Here is a 16775-nt window from a genome sequence, read left to right on the forward strand (position 1 = left end):
ATGATGCAATCATACTTTGATGAGAATTTTGTACGGTTGCCTCGAGGCTCTTTTCTTATGGGTTCTGATGACGTACTTGCCAAAGAGAGAGAAAAACCTGTACATGAAGTACATATCAACTATGAGATCGCTATGGCCAAGCGACAGGTGACCGTGGAAGAGTATATGCTCTTTGCACAGGCCACAGGTGCAGAAGTACCTGAAGAGAGGCATGAACATCTTGGTTTGGATGTACCTGTAAGACGTGTGCGTTATCATGATGCCAAGGCGTATTGTGCATGGAAAACACAAAGAGAGGGTGTGACCTACCGTCTTCCTACCGAAGCTGAATGGGAATATGCCTGCCGGGCGGGAAGTACCGGAAAGTACTGTTACGGTGATGATGAGAGAGATTTTGGTGCGTATGCCTGGTATGCGGACAACGCTGAAGGTGTGACCCATGATGTCGGTACCAAAAAACCCAATGCATGGGGACTGTATGATATGCACGGAAATGTGTGGGAATGGTGTGCAGACTGGTACAGTGAAACCTATGACAATACACCTACAGACGGATCAGCCTATAAAGTACCCAATGAGAAGGGCAGGGTTCTGCGTGGCGGTTCCTGGAACGGGAGTGCTGAGAACAGTCGTTGTTCTTCACGTATCAATTTGGGTTCTGGCGGACGCAACTATTTTATAGGATTTCGTGTAGTGATAGAACTATAGTTTCGGTCTCTTAATGCAACAATAACCATATATGGCTCTAATAATAAGAGTAAAATTATATTAATTAACAAATGGTTAACAAACATCCGTTATAATCTTTTTACTTAATTGACAAGGGGATATAAGAGATGAAGTATATTTTTTCCATGAAAATGGCTGTGTTTATGTTGTTTGCTTTCGGTGCGCTGATCGGTACTGCAACATTTATTGAAAATGATTATGGTACGCAAACGGCAAAAGCACTGATCTACAAAACACAATGGTTTGAAGTGTTTTTGGGCTATTTTATCGCTATACTCATCTACAATATCATCAAATATAAAAGCTACAAAACAAAACCTGCTGTTTTTCTTTTCCACTTCTCTTTCCTCGTTATCGCGATGGGTGCAGTTGTTACACGTTACATAGGCTATGAAGGTATCATGCACATACGTGAAGGTGAAGCAAGCCATACCATGGTTTCAGATGCTAAGGTACTACAACTCCATGCTACAGAGGGTGAGAAGAGCGCTACGCTTGAAAAAGAGCTTTACTTCTCGACGATGACGGAGAATACGTTAACCGAGAGTTTAAATGTCGGAGATAAAAAAGTAACAGTCGAACTTCTCAAGTATATGCCAACAGCCCAAGAAAAAGCGGTACCGTCTGAAAAAGGAAAAAAACTTTTAGAACTTAAGATCTCAACAGGTCAAAAAGGTGAGATCTACTATATCGCCAAAGGTGAAAGAAAGGATTTTGGCGGTTTTTATCTGGGATATGATATCGAACCTACGACCGATAAACCTACATTCCTTATCAAGGAAGATGGTGCAGGGTATAAAGTAGATTTTCCTTTTCTACTGCAAACACTCAACATGAACGATAGAAGCTCTGGGGAATTAAAAGCAGGAGAAAATGAGTTTAAGAACAGAATGTTGTATAGATTCGGATCCAATGCGATCGTTTTGAAAGATGTACATGAAAAAGCGATCGTGGAGTTGGAGTCTCACGATCTTAAAACGAAGAAAGGTCAAGCAGAGTACATACAATGGAAAGTCAGTGTAGGGGATAAAAGCAAGATCATTACCACACGCCCATATCAGGGGCAAATGGGAAAAATAAAGCAGATGGATCTCAATGGCGTACACATCGATATGCGTGTCGGGGCAAAACTGATCGACCTGCCGTTTTCCATCAAACTTGAAAACTTTGAGCTGGAACGTTATCCGGGTTCTATGACACCTGCATCATACTCCAGTGACGTCGTACTGATAGACAAAGAACAGAATATCAATATGCCGTATAAAATCTATATGAACCATGTGCTTGACCATAGAAACTACCGTTTCTTCCAGTCTTCCTATGACCAGGATGAAAAAGGTACAGTACTCTCTGTGAACCACGATCCGGGAACTTTGCCTACCTACATCGGGTATATCCTGCTGACGATCGGAATGATATGGTCACTCTTCGCACCTAGCGGAAGATTTCAAAAGCTACTTAAGGGAGCAAGAAAACTACAGACATCTGCAGCAGCAGTGGCTTATGTGGCACTGTTGGCACTGAATCCGCAGAACTTGAATGCCGCAGCACCGACCGTTGATGATGAAATGCTAAAAACGATGAAGTCCTATGATGCTGATCATGCAAAGAATTTTGGGAAATTAGCAGTACAGGACCATCAGGGACGTATGAAACCTATGGATACGGTTGCCCATGATGTGATCGCTAAGATCACAGGAAGATCACTTCTTTTTGATCTGGAACCTACACAAATGCTGCTGGGAATGATCATGCAGCCGGACCTGTACCAGAATGTGCCGATGATCAAAGTCGGGCACAAAAAGATCGCGGTAACACTGGGGCTGCCTGAGGATACAAAATATGCAAGATTTACAGATTTCTTTTCAGAGGAAGATAACAGCTATAAGATCTTTTCAGCAGTGACAGAGGCCAGTCAAAAGAAGCCACTGGAAAAATCACAGTATGATAAAGAACTCATTAAGATAGATGAAAGGGTCAATGTTGCATTTATGGCATACCAGGGGTCACTCTTACGTATTTTCCCAAAACCAGATGATGCCAATAACAAATGGATGGCACCTCTGGATGCGATCAAAGCATTTCCTAAAGAGCAGGCTGATGCTGTCAGAATGAGTATTGCCGCCTATTTCCAAATGGTAGCACAGGGGCTTAAAACAGGTGATTGGTCAAGAGCAGATCTTGCACTTACAGGGATACGTCAGTATCAGGAAAAATACGGATCTGCAGTGATACCGAGTAAAACACATATAGATATGGAGATCAAATACAATAAATTCGGTCTGTTTGGCAAGCTTGTGCCACTCTATCTTTTATTGGGTATCGTACTTCTGATCTTTGCATTTATCAATGTACTTAAACCTGCATTCTCTATGAAATGGATCATGCGTATAGCATTGGCCATTCTTATCGTCGGATTTTTTCTGCACATTGTGGGATTGGGTATCAGATGGTATATTTCAGGACATGCACCTTGGTCCAATGCCTATGAATCCATCGTATTCATAGCTGCATCTACTGTATTGGCAGGTATTATCCTGGCCAGACGTTCTCCTTTTGCTTTGGCAGGTACGGCAATCTTGGCAGGTGTGACGATGGGAGTAGCCCATATGAACTTCATCAATCCGGAGATCACCAACCTTGTACCGGTGCTTAAGTCTTACTGGCTCATGATACATGTGGCAACCATTATCTCGGGTGACGGTTTCTTTGGATTGGGTTCTATCTTATCTCTTTTAGTTCTGATACTCTATATCATGCGGGGTAAGAATGGCAATGAAAATATAGACCGCTCGATCAAAGAGTTGACAAACCTTTCGGAAATGGGACTGATCATAGGTCTCTTCTTACTGACCATAGGTAACTTTCTTGGTGGTGTCTGGGCCAATGAAAGCTGGGGGCGTTACTGGGGCTGGGATCCTAAAGAGACTTGGGCAGCTGTGACGATACTCATCTATGCAACCGTCTTGCACTTAAGATTCATCCCGGCATTGAAGTCAAACTTCATCTATAATGTCACTGCCACATGGGCATACTCTACAGTATTGATGACCTACTTTGGTGTAAACTATTATCTCTCAGGTCTACACTCTTATGCAGCCGGCGATCCGGTGCCTATTCCTATGTGGGTCTATTATGCCGTTGCAGGATTGTTTGTATTGACAGTTCTGGCTGCCAGAAATAGAAAGTTAAGCTAACTTCTAGCCATATAATGTCACTACGATACGGCGGCTCCCGCCGTGATCTCTGTGTTCTCCAAGATAGATCCCCTGCCACGTACCAAGATTCATTCTGCCATTTGTGATAGGGATGGTCAATGCACTTCCAAGCATGGAAGCTTTGATGTGTGCAGGCATATCATCTGCACCTTCGTACGTGTGGATATAGTAGGGCTTGTCATCAGCAATGTCAGTATAAAAGTTTTCCATATCCTCACGTACAGTCGGATCGGCATTCTCATTGATGCTCAGAGATGCACTGGTGTGTTGGATAAAAAGGTGTAAAAGTCCGGTCTCAACAGAGGGCATGGAAAGCAGTGCTTTTTCTATCTCATAGGTAATGAGGTGAAAACCTCTGGACTTTGGTGATAGTGTGATCGTCTCTTGATATACAGCCATAGTGAAGTATACACTATTTCACTCTTTTTTTATACTTATCCCATGCGATGAAGGCATTGACTGATACTTTTCAGAGAATTTTCTTCTTCTTTGTATTATAATTTATGATCTTATTACATAAAAAGGACAAACATGTTAGAAGAGTTTAAAAAGTTTCTGATCAATGGAAATATGGTAGATATGGCAGTGGGCTTTATCTTTGGTGGGGCTTTTGCGACAGTGGTGAAGTCAATGGTAGCTAATGTAGTGATGCCTCCGGTCGGACTGCTTATGGGACGGGTGGATTTTTCCCAACTCTTTATTGCACTTGACGGGAACACTTATGAAAGCATGGCTGCATTGGATAAAGCAGGTGCACCGGCTATCAAATACGGTATGTTCATCAACGATGTGATCTCATTTGTGATCCTGGGATTGGTTGTATTTATGTTCATCAAAGCGTATAACAGACTCAAAGAGCCTGAAGTGTCTAAGTCCCCTACAACAAAAGTATGTAGTGAATGTGCTGAGACTATCCCGGTTGCGGCTAAAAAATGCGGACACTGCGGGAATACGGACGTTTAATGTATATTTCATAAGGGCAAGACAATGCCTTGTCTTTATGATTCTGAACTTAAGCATAAAATGCTGATCTCTAACATAATCTCCACTACTTCAAGTAAGTATGCCGTTTGATACTTCTAATATATTGTTATTTGCATGAGGTTTTAGGTCTACGTTGACATATTTTGATAATTTTAATGTATACTCTATTTATGCATAATTTTTTATTATGAAATCACTTACATCATTGCCGATATCACATATGCCAAAGGATCATGACATGTCTACTTATCCAAATCAAGCTCAATATGAACAGTTGAAACAGTATTTGGATGACTCCAAAGTTGATACTGTCAATATTGAATATCAACAGTTTCTTGATGCGGGGAGCAAACTCTATCTTATTATTCTTGGAAATATCATTATTGGTTTGCTCGCACTGGTTTTACTATGGAGTGATGTACCAGGTATCATACTCACAGGATGGATAGTGCTACTTTGTATTTCTATTTTGATGAGAATTCTGCTGTTGTTGAATTATCAAAAAATAGAGATGGGGACATTAGGCCGTTGGAAAGGCTATTTCATTACTTCATCTTTTTTCTCCGGTGTCATTTGGGGTATTGGGGGGCTTTTAATTGAAATATATATGGAGGAGATGCATCACGGGCTTGAAGTGTTCATTCTCGGTGGAATGGCAGTTGCTGCTATTCCTTCAAACACGCCAATACGCTGGAACTACCCGGCATTTATTGTACCGATGCTTTCTATAGTGACCATTTATTTCTTTTTACAAAACGATATCTCCCACTTTCTCCTGGCTATAATGACTATTTCCTTCATGATAATTATGAGTATTTTTTCAGTGAATTTCAGACAACTTCAGTTTGATAAGGATATCTTGATCTCATTAGCTAAACAGGCTCTGGATCAATTGTATAGTTCTGAACAACGTTTGAAAGACATAGCATCCAGTATGGGGGAAGGGTTGTTTGTTGTGGATGGTAATGGAAAATTGCGTATGCTGAATCCGGCAGGGGAACGACTGTTGGGGTGGAGTTTTGATGAATTGAAAAAGGTAGATATGCATCATGAAATTCACCATCATGTAGCAGACACATCTAATGATTGTCTTGTTAAAAAAGCGTATCTATATGGGGAATCCTGTCATTCGGATGAGGACTTTTTTAAACGTAAGAACGGTGAGATATTTCCTGTTTCCTTGACAGCTACTCCTATTCTTACTGAAGAGGGAAGAAGTGGAGCGGTCATTGTTTTTAGAGATATTACGGTGCAAAAAAAGATGCAAGAAGAGTTGACTTCTTTGGCACTTCATGATGCGTTGACAGGATTGTATAATCGTGGAAGCTTTGATGAAAAATTGGAAAATGAACTCAAACGTTCTCAACGTTATCATAGAAATATATCTCTGATGATGCTTGATATAGATTTTTTCAAAAAAGTTAACGATACCTACGGTCATCAGGCCGGTGATGAAATATTGAAAAGTGTTGCAGAAATTATCTCGGATTCAGTACGAAACAGTGATTACACTGCACGCTATGGTGGTGAAGAGTTTGTTGTGATATTGCCTGAGACCGCAGCAGAGGAAGCCATTGAATTGGCTGAAAGAATACGAATGATCATCAAAGAAAAAGAGTTTAAAGTATCTGAAAACGATACGATCCATTTAACGATAAGTATAGGCATAGGAAGTGGTTTACAAGGGATATCAGCAGAGCATTTAATCAAGGCTGCGGACACTGCGGTATATGAGGCAAAAGAGCATGGACGTAATCAAGTGAGATATAGTGAAATAGTTAAATAATTCAAAGGATATTACTATTTGATGGGCTCAATATGACATAAAAATGACCAAACTCTATTATATAAAATATTAAACTGTTTTAGTTAGATGCCAAAAGTTATGAATAAAAAACTATTATTTATGATAAGCCGTAAAACATCTATTCTTCTTTCAACGGGAAATAATTGTGATTGTTTTTATTTCAGCTATGCTTATATCCATCAGGAAAAAATGTATAATCAAAAATATATATGGTAATCAGTTTCTATCCGCTAAATGTACCTTAGATATTTCTATACAAATAGAAAGAATCAAAGCACTTATAACAAAGATATATAGTGAATGTGCTCAAGTTTTAATGAAAAACCTATAAAGTTATATATCTTTTATAAGGTTTATATTTTAGGCTGATTGCTTTTTACTCTCTTCGATCGCCAGTAAAACACCATCCCAAAACTTTATTCTGGCTTTGATGGCAAGGAGTGCAGCTTCTTCGGCTTCTGCAATTTTTTCTTCATCTCCTTCACATAACAGGTCCAGCATACGTAAAGACATGGGTCCGTGATGATCTCCGTCAAGTTCTATATGACGATCCAGATAATAGTGAAATACTGCTGCTTCTTCTCGTGAAATTTGCATTTTATCAAGCAGTGCACGGAACATTTCGGGGATAATATGTTCTCTACCCAAAGCAAAGGCCGCAGCGATCACATGAGGTTTATCGCTGTGGATGAAGTCAAATGTTGTTTCCATGAATGTTTTGGCAGGAGAGGGTATTTCAATGGTGTTTAGTGCAGTTTCCAAAGAGTCTGATGTGACTTTGTCTATAAACGCGTTAATACGTGCACTGCTTCCTTTTTTTACCTCTTCCATGGCCGATCTGTAAAGATTAAAATGACTGGTGTAAGTGGGGGTGCCATCTTCTAAAGGTATACCCTCATCTGATTCTTCTTCGAGCACAATGTCATTGATAAAACGCTGTACCTGTGCATCACCTTGAGGAAGCCATGGTGTGCGTGCCGGTGCAATCTCGTTTTGCAGGTATTTAACCAAGGACATAAAATCCCAAACCGAATAGATATGATGTTGCATGAAGATCGTGAGATCATCCATATCTGTAACTGCTGCATACACCGGGTGGGTGGCAAGCTCTTTTCTTAGGCGTTTTACATTGTCAAGTGGGAAAGTTGTCATAGGTTATACTCTTTGTTTTTTTCTTAAAAGTAGTCTAACCAAAATATATAAATTTTGCTAGTCTTATCCCAAAGTCACAGCATACGTGAAGGATATGCTACTTTAAGACTCGAAAATTACTTAATGATCCTTTTTATCGCTTCAGAGCAAACGGTCAGACCGACAGCCCCAGTAACAGCTACACACGAACCTTTCTCTTTACACTTATCTTCTTCGGGAGAAAATACGACAGTAAAGTTTCGGTCAAATTTGACTTTTTTGAGTTCGTTGCGTATTTTTCTTGCAAGTGCATCACCATGGGTTTTCCAAATGGAAGTGACTTCGATCTTGTTGGTATCGTAACGTTTGGCTGAACCCAGTGCCATGATGAGCTTTTTGTAACATTTTTTGGCTACTTCTATCTTGACCTTGGTCGTATCTGCAGCATCTATGACAATGTCATAAGGTTCAAAATCAAATTCTTTGACCCAGGCTACGGTCATATGTTGATGGATGGTCTTGATACCGGGGTAGAGATCTTTCAAGCGGTCCACTTTTATCATTCCTACAGCTTCTGAGCCTATCTGTCTGTTCTGGTTGGTCTCATCATAGACATCATAGTCCAAGATCGTAATGTCACTGACACCTGAACGGTAGAGACAGTCAAGTGCATAAGAACCTACACCGCCAACACCCAGAATAAGGATCTTTGCTTCTTGTAACTTTTCAAAGTCCTCATCTCCAAAGAGCATACGGCAACGTTGGAATCTCATAGCCACGCATCCAAAGAATGGATATCGTCATAGCTTGTCATGTCCAGTTGTACAGGCGTGATAGAAACATACCCATCGTTGATCGCTTCAAAATCCGTGACATGACCTTGTGTTTCCATCCAGCCTAAAGCAGGCAGACCTATCCAGTAGTACTCTTTACCCCGTGGGTTATGATGCACTTCGGCATGATGTGTATAGAGACGGTTTCCTGCACGTGTCACTTTGAAACCTTTACATTCGGAGCTTGGGATAGAGGGAATGTTGACATTTAAAAATCTGCGAGAAGGCAGGGGAAACTCATCGGCAAATATTTTTTTAACAAGGGTGACAATACTCTCTTTTGCAAGCTCATACCCAAGTTCATTAATGCTTGCACCACGATCTCTGTAGACCTGTGAGACGGCAATCGCAGGAATACCTTGAAGTACGGCTTCCATTGCACCGGATGCTGTACCGGAGTATGTAATGTCTTCACCCATATTTGCACCTATATTGATACCTGAGATGACTATATCAGGCCGTTTCTCTTTCGTAAAAACCTTATTGAGTGCGAGAAACACACAGTCCGTAGGTGTCCCGTCATCCAGCTTGTAAAAATCCTCTTCGATCTCTACAAAATTGAGAGGTCTGGTCAATGTCAGTGAGTGTCCGCATGCTGATTTCTCTGTGGTGGGTGCTACAACGATGACATGACCCAAAGGTTTGAGTGCTTCAACCAGTGCCAAAAGTCCTTCAGATTCGAATCCGTCATCATTGGTGACTAATATTTGTTTCATACTACATACTTTATTGGATTATTTTACCGCTATTATAACCTTTTTGGTATAATACCTACAATTATAAATCAATTCATGATAAAAAAAGGACCATGCGTGCAAAAAGAGCCGATGTTAAAAGTAACGTACAACAAACTTTCAGAAGAACTTGAACAGTTGAAATCTGTAGAGAGAGGCACTATAGCCAAAGTGATAGATGAAGCAAGAGAACTCGGTGATCTTAAGGAAAATGCGGAGTATCATGCTGCCAAAGACAAACAAGGTTTGATGGAAGCACGTATTGCAGAACTCACAGATATCGTAGGCCGTGCACAGGTTGTTGATCCTTCTACATTAGCTCATACCAGAGTGAGTTTTGGATCAACCGTAGAATTGACAGATCAAGATACAGGTGAAGAGATACACTATACTATAGTGGGGGGTACAGAATCAAACCCTGCTAAAGGCTTGATCTCTTTTCAGTCTCCTATGGCTCGTGCACTGATAGGAAAAGAGGAGGGGGATGAAGTTTCTCTTGTACTTCCTAGCGGTAAAAAAACATATGATATCGAAGAGATCTCTTATAAAGAGATCAACCTTGATTAAGAAGGTAGAGATATGGTAAAAGTCGGTGTTGTAGGAGCCAGTGGATATACAGGGCTGGAACTGGTGAAAATGTTGGTGACCCATAATGGGTTTCAGCTGACCTATCTTGCCACAACCCAGGGAGATACGATGATAGAAACACTGCATCCCTCTCTGGTAGATGTAATCAGTTTGCCTGTAGAAAAGGCAGATGTAGCCTCTGTGGCTGAACGCTGTGAACTTGTTTTTCTTGCCCTTCCTCACAAAGCCTCTATGGGCTTTGCAAAAGCGCTTTTGGATAAAGGGGTAAAAGTCGTTGATCTCTCTGCTGATTATCGTTTAGAGCTTGATACGTATGAAGCACACTACTGTGCTCATGAAGATAAAGAGCATTTAGGTGATGCTACCTATGCACTGATCGAATACTATAGAGAAGAGTTGAAGGGAACGAACCTTGCTGCCGGACCAGGCTGTTATCCTACTGCAACACTGCTTGGTATTTTACCGTTCATACCGTATCTTGATACTTCTGCGCCTCTTTTTGTCGATGCAAAGTCCGGTGTGAGCGGTGCAGGTAAAACATTGAGTGAGACTGCACATTTTGTGACGATCAACGATAATATCTTTGCCTACAATCCACTTAAACACCGTCATGCACCCGAAATCGCAGAGAAGATAGAGAAGGTACACGGTGCTAAAATAAATGTCAATTTTGTGCCTCATCTTATCCCTGCGACACGGGGTGAGTTGGTCTCTGTTTATGCAACGTTAAAAGAAGATATTGATCCGCTTGAAGTGTTGAAAAAACATTATACGAATGACCCGTTCATCCGCATCAGAGAGACACCGGTCGATATTAAAAGTACGGCGGGGACACATTTTTGTGACATCTTTGCAGCCAAAAACGGCAATGCACTTTTTGTCTCTTCTGCCATAGACAACCTCTTGCGTGGTGCAAGTTCTCAGGCACTTGTGGCTGCGAACCTGATGTGCGGATATGATGAAGGTATGGGGATACCAACGATCGCCTATATCCCATAGAAATTATTATTTTATTATAGTTTAGATTTCTTTCCTACTTTTCTAGAAAAGTAGGCAAAAGTCGTCACGGTTCTCGAATCGCTTCGCTTGCAAGGGCGTTCACCGTGACAAGAAAGAGCGATGATTGGAGAATAGATGTTTGAGATCAAAGAGCAGGCAATTTTTATTGCCGACTCACATTACCCTCATCATGGAGATGAATTTTTAGTTTTACTGAAGAAGCTGGAGGGCGGAGAAGTGCAAACGCCTCAGCTCTTTTTGATGGGTGACAACTTTGATCTGCTCTTTGGACATAATGACTACATACAGACTTTTTCAAAAGAAGCCATAGTTCTTTTACAGACGCTTTCACAAAAACTTGACATACACTACTTTGAAGGAAACCATGATTTTTGCCTCAAAGATGTTTTCCCTGATATCCATGTGTACAGTAGAGAAGAACAGCCTGTAATGTTTCATCTGGACGAAAAAAAGATTGCGGTCTCTCATGGTGACAAATATGCTACAGGATTTGGTTATGATCTCTATTGTCAAATTTTACGTAATGAAAAGACACTGAGGATCCTGAAACCTTTTGAAAAGGCTATCATCGATCATCGTATGAAAAAGTTGTCAAAAAAACATATCTGTTTTCACTTTGAGGGCTTTGAAAAAAGGGTGGAAGAGATATTGGCACACTACAGTGAAGCAGACCTTGTGATCGAAGGCCATTTTCATCAGTGTAAGACCGTAGGTAAATATATCTCGTTGCCCTCATTGGCATGCCAGGGTATGGTAGGTGTCATAGAAGAGGGAGACATGCACTTTAAGACACTTTAATGGTTTATATTGCACTTTTTACTGTGGCCTTTCTCTCTGCTACACTGCTTCCGTTGGGAAGTGAAGGATTACTTCTTTACGATATCTCTCAAAACAACTCACTGATACTCTTATGGATCTTTGCAACACTGGGCAATACACTAGGATCTATGGTGAACTATTGGTTAGGTTTGAAAGGTGAAACCTACCTTGAAAAAAAAGGACACCTTTCAGCCGATAAAATGAAAAAAGCAAGAGGTTTTTTTGACAGGTATGGAGGTTGGACCCTCCTGTTGTCATGGATGCCCATTATCGGGGACCCGTTGACTTTTATCGCGGGGGTTCTACGCTATCAATTCAAGTGGTTTGCGACTATTGTAGCGGTAGCTAAAGGAACACGTTATGCCATCGTCATCTTTTTAGCAAGCAGTTTGTCTGTATAGAAAGAACCGAACGGGATCAGTGACAAGATGGAATAGAGTGCCGTCTCTTTAAAAGTAAATCCAGTTTCTTTTTTTGCTTCAATGATCTGGTAGATGAAAGCAAACACAAGCAGACCATGCAGCATACCTACGACTTTCGTGGCAATGGGATAGCCAAAACTATATTTCATTGGCATAGCGATGAAGATCAGGATGATAAATGATATTCCTTCTATTTTGTTGACCCAACGAAACTTTTGTAATTCAGACATATCGTCTCCTAATTAATATTTTTGTGAGTATATCAGAAGAAGTTTAACAATAATCGTTTTTAAGCTATAATGATTTATCTACAGAAAAAGGGATAAGATGAAAAATGAAGAGAGAAATGTCCAAAACATACCGGAGTATGATTTTGATATCATAGAAATGATCAAAACAGGTTTTAATCGTATAGAAGGTGTCAAAGGAATATTCTTAGCTGCCTTTGTTGTCTATGTTGTTATTGCTGTGGTCGTACAGGTCATATTGGGTACTTTTTTTCCTTCTCCGCCACCGCCTGCAGAACCCAATTATCTGAACCAGATGATCGTTACTATCTTAAGTTACCCGATACTTATGCCGCTTATCGTAGGCGTTATCATGCTTGCCATCCGTTATTCACGCGGAGAGCGTCTGGCGTTTCAATCCATATTTCATTACTATCACCTTACGGGTAGGCTGTCATTGGCTGCGCTGTTCATCTATATTATGACGGTGATAGGTTTTGTATTGCTTATTATTCCTGGGATCTATCTGAGTGTTGCGTACATTTTTACACTGCCGCTTATTGCCGATAAAGGAATGGATATCTGGGAGGCAATGGAGACTTCGCGAAAAGCTGTCACGAAACACTGGTTCAAAGTGTTTGGTCTCTTTTTGTTGCTCAGTATCATCATGACACTGGGTGCATTGGCACTGGGAATCGGCCTTATCTGGGCAGTCCCATTGTTATTTGTGACACTGTATGGATTACTTTATCCCCTGATCTTTGACGGGGTAGAGATCTAAGCGCTGGAACCCTGTTTGAGGCATAAGGATTTTGCAGGGTGTGATCAGCCTATCAGCTGACTACACAGATCAAAACGATTGTGCGTCATCAAATGCACTTTTCCATGGATATCCATCATTTCATCAAAGATGCGTTTCGAAAGTGCAAATCCTACTTCCTGTTCTCTCTCTTCTCCGTCCATCGCTGCAAGGTTCATTTCGTCTATAATGTCTTTCGGTACAGAGATACCGGGGACTTTGTCATCAATGAAGTTGGCTGTTTTGGCCCTTACGATAGGGAACTGGCCCAAGACAAGCTGGGCTTCTTTTGCAGTATCTCGTATGCTCAACGCCTTGGCTTCTTCAAAAAGTGCTAAGAGCTCTTTGGCATTCTCCAGGGTATATACCGGCTGGGTGATGATGGCACGTGCACCGTAATTGAGTTTCTTGATCATACGTTTTTTCAGGCTGTTCATATCTTTCGCGGTCGCATTGCTCACAGCAAACGGATAGATGGGTTTAGGTGCGGGGTTTAACGGCTTATTACTGTAGTCGACCCCTTTGTTGAGGTGGTAGATGATACTCAAAAGCAGGGTTGAGTCACGCTCCAAGACACCTTTCACCTCAGGTTGGTCTGAAAATTTTGCAGGATCTCCGGTCAGTGCGAGTATGCAGCGCAAATCAAAGTCATTGGCTCCAAGAAGCGTGGACTGCAGAGAGAGCTTGTTTTTGTCTCTCATACTCATTGTGGCTATGACAGGCTTTCCAAATGTCTGCTGTACCTTTATGGCAGAGAGTACACCTGACATCTTGAGTTTTGCCAAAGGATTGTCTGTACATGAAAACCCTGTGACCTTGTTTTGCAGATCGTGTTTTTGAATGTCAGCGATGATCCCATCTATGGACGCTCCGTGAGGAGGGTTAATCTCAACCGTGATGAATTTCTTATCGTTACATAGAATGTCGCAAAATTTTTCAAACATGAATATACTCTTTATAGTTATAGTTTAATTAGTTATAATTCTACCTAAATAATGCATAGAGGGTTATTACACAATGACCAAAGCATAATATATTAACAAATATTAATTAGGGATTATGATGAGTAAACTAGCCGTATTTGACTTTGATTCAACACTGATGGATGGCGAGACCATCGACTTTTTGGCTGAACCACTTGGACTTGAAAAGTCTGTAGCAGAGATCACTGAAAGAGCGATGGCAGGGGAGTTGGATTTTTTCAAGTCTCTTGTAGCCAGAGTCTCACTTATAGAAGGTTTGGAAGAAGAGAGAGTAAATGCTATCTGTTCAGAACTTCCTATGATGCCTGGTGCGTTTGAAGTGGTGGCTGGTCTTAAAGAGCGTGGTTATACGGTAGTTTGTTTCTCCGGTGGCTTTAGAAATGCTACAAAGCCTGCTTGTGAGAAACTAGGCATTGACGCAGACTTCTCAAACTTCTTACATTCTGAAAGAGGCATACTTACCGGACAGGTTGGTGGAGAGATGATGCATTCTGATGCCAAAGGTGAAATGATCATACGACTACAAAATCTTTTGGGTGTAAACAGAAAAGATACACTTGTCGTAGGTGACGGGGCCAATGATCTCAGTATGTTCGCCCATGCAGATACACGTGTGGCATTTTGTGCAAAACCTGTACTGAAAAAGGCTGCAACCCATTGTGTAGAGGAGAAAGACCTCACCCAAATACTTCAGATAGTAGACGCGCTGTAATGCAAGACAACAGTTGTAGTATCAAAGGCATTGTACGACAACTGTTCGACCATAGAAAAGCTGTCCTATTAGGGAATGTTCTCGCACTGCTTTCTACGCTGCTTGTGGTTATTATCCCGCTTTTTATCCCTATCCTGGTAGATGAACTTTTATTGGGACAGGATCATGGATTCATTGCCTGGATATCTGCACATCTCTTCACTTCGGACACCAAAGGGTATGTACTCTTTGTATTAGCTCTTATTATCTTTCTTCGTGTTTCCAGTGTACTGCTCAGTATTATGCAAAGTAGAATATTTACGATCATATCAAAAAATATTACATACAAGATGAGAGCATCTTTACTCAATCACCTCAGAGATGTTTCACTCAAAGAGTATGAGACGATGCGTGTCGGAGCAGTGACCTCCAAACTGGTCACGGATGTAGAGACGATAGACGGATTTGTAAGCAGTACCATCTCTAAATTCATTATTGCTTCTTTTGTACTTCTTTTTTCCGCAGTGGTACTCTTGTGGATTCATTGGCAGCTTGCCCTGTTCATTCTTATTACAAACCCCATTGTTGTCTTCTTTACTGCAAAACTGGCACGAAATATCGGTAAGCTCAAAAAAGAGGAAAACAAAGCGGTGGAACTCTTTCAGTCCGCACTGAATGAAACGTTGGAGCTTTTTCATCAGATCCGTGCGGCAAACAAAGAAGCGTACTTCTTTGACAAGAGTGAAGTAAAGGCCAGGGAACTGAAAGAACACGCTATCGCATACGGCTATAAAAGTGAAGTAGCGATGAAGTACTCTTATCTGGTATTTCTGAGCGGCTATGAGGTCTTCAGGGCAGTGAGTATCCTGGCTGTAGCATACTCTGATCTCTCTGTGGGGTTGATGCTCGCTATTTTTTCATACCTGTGGGTGATGGTAACACCTACACAGGACATTATTAATTTTCAGTATGCACTCTCTACGGCCAAGGCAGCCTGTGCACGTATAAACAGTATCTATGTAATGGAACAGGAACCGCAAAGAGAAGAATCACACGATCCTTTTGCTTCTCAACAGGCTATTGACATAGAGGTGAAGGATCTTTCGTTCGCCTACCAGAAAAATAAAAGAATATTAACTAATATCAATATGCATATCCCAAGAGGTTCAAAGGTCGCAATTGTCGGTGCCAGCGGCTCTGGAAAAACGACACTGGCTAACATACTTGTAGGTTTCTACCCTTTGGAGGAGGGAGAGGTTATCTATGGGGGAGTATCCAACAAAGTACTGAAACTTTCCACGATAAGAGAAAATATTCATCTCATCTTGCAACATCCTAAACTCTTTAATGATACAATGCTGTTCAATCTAACTCTGGGCAAATCGTACAGTGCGGATGCAGTGCAAAAAGCACTCGATATCGCACAGCTTACCAATGTCATAGAGCGTTTAGATCTGGGACTTGATACGCTGGTCGGGAAAGACGGTATCAAGCTCAGTGGAGGGCAGCGACAAAGAGTAGCAATAGCAAGGATGATCTTGGCTGATCCCAAAGTGGTGATCTTTGATGAATCAACCTCGGCTTTAGATATTCATACAGAAGTGAAACTGTTTGATGCACTGCATGACTTTTTGTCCCAAAAGACAGTGATCACCATCGCACACAGGCTCAGTACCATCAAAAGTGCAGAGTTCATTTATGTGTTGGAAGATGGTGAAGTAGTTGATAGTGGTACACCCAAGGCACTATTGGCAAAAGACGAGAGTTATTTTTCCAGCATGGTTTAAAAA

17 protein-coding genes are annotated in these 16775 nt (G+C 41.2%); 11 read left to right on the forward strand and 6 right to left on the reverse strand.

Annotated elements, in window-relative coordinates:
* The first annotated feature begins 3 nt into the window (after positions 1–3).
* On the forward strand, positions 4–708 hold the full coding sequence (locus LDM98_RS01060) for an SUMF1/EgtB/PvdO family nonheme iron enzyme (protein WP_223897354.1): 705 nt from the start codon (positions 4–6) through the stop codon (positions 706–708).
* Positions 709–836: 128 nt separating this feature from the next.
* Positions 837–3926, forward strand: a complete 3090-nt coding sequence (gene ccsA / locus LDM98_RS01065; RefSeq protein ID WP_223897357.1) for a cytochrome c biogenesis protein CcsA — start codon at positions 837–839, stop codon at positions 3924–3926.
* A gap of 3 nt (positions 3927–3929) precedes the next feature.
* On the opposite strand, the gene LDM98_RS01070 is transcribed toward ccsA, so the two are convergent.
* Positions 3930–4346 (reverse strand): secondary thiamine-phosphate synthase enzyme YjbQ, encoded by a 417-nt coding sequence (locus LDM98_RS01070; RefSeq protein ID WP_223897359.1) that lies wholly within the window; start codon positions 4344–4346, stop codon positions 3930–3932.
* A 132-nt stretch (positions 4347–4478) separates the two neighbouring features.
* On the opposite strand from LDM98_RS01070, the gene mscL reads away from it, so the two are divergent.
* Both mscL and LDM98_RS01080 read left to right on the forward strand, forming a co-directional pair.
* Complete coding sequence (gene mscL / locus LDM98_RS01075; RefSeq protein WP_223897361.1) at positions 4479–4910, forward strand: large conductance mechanosensitive channel protein MscL; 432 nt, start codon at positions 4479–4481, stop codon at positions 4908–4910.
* Positions 4911–5169: 259 nt separating this feature from the next.
* Positions 5170–6717, forward strand: coding sequence for a diguanylate cyclase (locus tag LDM98_RS01080; RefSeq protein WP_223897363.1), 1548 nt, complete (start codon positions 5170–5172; stop codon positions 6715–6717).
* Positions 6718–7098: 381 nt separating this feature from the next.
* Here the strand turns inward: LDM98_RS01080 and LDM98_RS01085 are convergent, their stop codons facing one another.
* From LDM98_RS01085 to surE, 3 genes are all read right to left on the reverse strand, one after another.
* Positions 7099–7890, reverse strand: a complete 792-nt coding sequence (locus LDM98_RS01085; RefSeq protein WP_223897365.1) for a DUF3050 domain-containing protein — start codon at positions 7888–7890, stop codon at positions 7099–7101.
* A 116-nt stretch (positions 7891–8006) separates the two neighbouring features.
* Positions 8007–8642, reverse strand: coding sequence for a ThiF family adenylyltransferase (locus LDM98_RS01090; protein WP_223897367.1), 636 nt, complete (start codon positions 8640–8642; stop codon positions 8007–8009).
* The gene (gene surE, locus LDM98_RS01095; RefSeq protein WP_223897369.1) at positions 8639–9418 is read right to left on the reverse strand and encodes a 5'/3'-nucleotidase SurE; all 780 of its coding nucleotides are present in this window, start codon (positions 9416–9418) and stop codon (positions 8639–8641) included. Before surE ends, LDM98_RS01090 begins: the two co-directional genes overlap by 4 nt.
* Positions 9419–9514: 96 nt before the next feature.
* Between surE and greA the strand changes: the two genes are divergently transcribed.
* The 4 genes from greA (at position 9515) to LDM98_RS01115 (ending at position 12264) form a co-directional block, all read left to right on the forward strand.
* A complete protein-coding gene (greA, locus tag LDM98_RS01100; protein WP_223897371.1) occupies positions 9515–10003 on the forward strand; it encodes a transcription elongation factor GreA in 489 nt (162 codons plus the stop codon).
* A 12-nt stretch (positions 10004–10015) separates the two neighbouring features.
* The gene (gene argC / locus LDM98_RS01105; RefSeq protein ID WP_223897373.1) at positions 10016–11023 is read left to right on the forward strand and encodes an N-acetyl-gamma-glutamyl-phosphate reductase; all 1008 of its coding nucleotides are present in this window, start codon (positions 10016–10018) and stop codon (positions 11021–11023) included.
* A 135-nt stretch (positions 11024–11158) separates the two neighbouring features.
* A complete protein-coding gene (locus LDM98_RS01110; protein WP_223897375.1) occupies positions 11159–11842 on the forward strand; it encodes a UDP-2,3-diacylglucosamine diphosphatase in 684 nt (227 codons plus the stop codon).
* Positions 11842–12264 carry a YqaA family protein gene (locus tag LDM98_RS01115; RefSeq protein WP_223897376.1) on the forward strand — a complete coding sequence of 141 codons (423 nt, stop codon included), beginning with the start codon at positions 11842–11844 and terminating at the stop codon, positions 12262–12264. The genes LDM98_RS01110 and LDM98_RS01115 overlap by 1 nt, the downstream gene beginning before the upstream one ends.
* On the opposite strand, the gene LDM98_RS01120 is transcribed toward LDM98_RS01115, so the two are convergent.
* Positions 12222–12515 (reverse strand): DUF3817 domain-containing protein, encoded by a 294-nt coding sequence (locus tag LDM98_RS01120; protein WP_223897378.1) that lies wholly within the window; start codon positions 12513–12515, stop codon positions 12222–12224. The two genes, LDM98_RS01115 and LDM98_RS01120, sit on opposite strands and share 43 nt — an antisense overlap.
* Before the next feature lie 97 nt (positions 12516–12612).
* Between LDM98_RS01120 and LDM98_RS01125 the strand changes: the two genes are divergently transcribed.
* Complete coding sequence (locus LDM98_RS01125) at positions 12613–13293, forward strand: DUF975 family protein (protein WP_223897380.1); 681 nt, start codon at positions 12613–12615, stop codon at positions 13291–13293.
* A 44-nt stretch (positions 13294–13337) separates the two neighbouring features.
* Here the strand turns inward: LDM98_RS01125 and LDM98_RS01130 are convergent, their stop codons facing one another.
* Positions 13338–14255 (reverse strand): methylenetetrahydrofolate reductase, encoded by a 918-nt coding sequence (locus LDM98_RS01130; protein WP_223897382.1) that lies wholly within the window; start codon positions 14253–14255, stop codon positions 13338–13340.
* Between the two features lie 118 nt (positions 14256–14373).
* Between LDM98_RS01130 and serB the strand changes: the two genes are divergently transcribed.
* Together serB and LDM98_RS01140 are read left to right on the forward strand one after the other, a co-directional pair.
* Positions 14374–15006, forward strand: a complete 633-nt coding sequence (gene serB, locus LDM98_RS01135) for a phosphoserine phosphatase SerB (protein ID WP_223897384.1) — start codon at positions 14374–14376, stop codon at positions 15004–15006.
* Positions 15006–16772 (forward strand): ABC transporter ATP-binding protein, encoded by a 1767-nt coding sequence (locus LDM98_RS01140; protein WP_223897385.1) that lies wholly within the window; start codon positions 15006–15008, stop codon positions 16770–16772. The genes serB and LDM98_RS01140 overlap by 1 nt, the downstream gene beginning before the upstream one ends.
* Positions 16773–16775: the final 3 nt, after the last annotated feature.

The sequence above is a fragment of the Sulfurovum sp. TSL1 genome (assembly GCF_019972135.1).
Taxonomy (GTDB): Bacteria; Campylobacterota; Campylobacteria; order Campylobacterales; family Sulfurovaceae; genus Sulfurovum.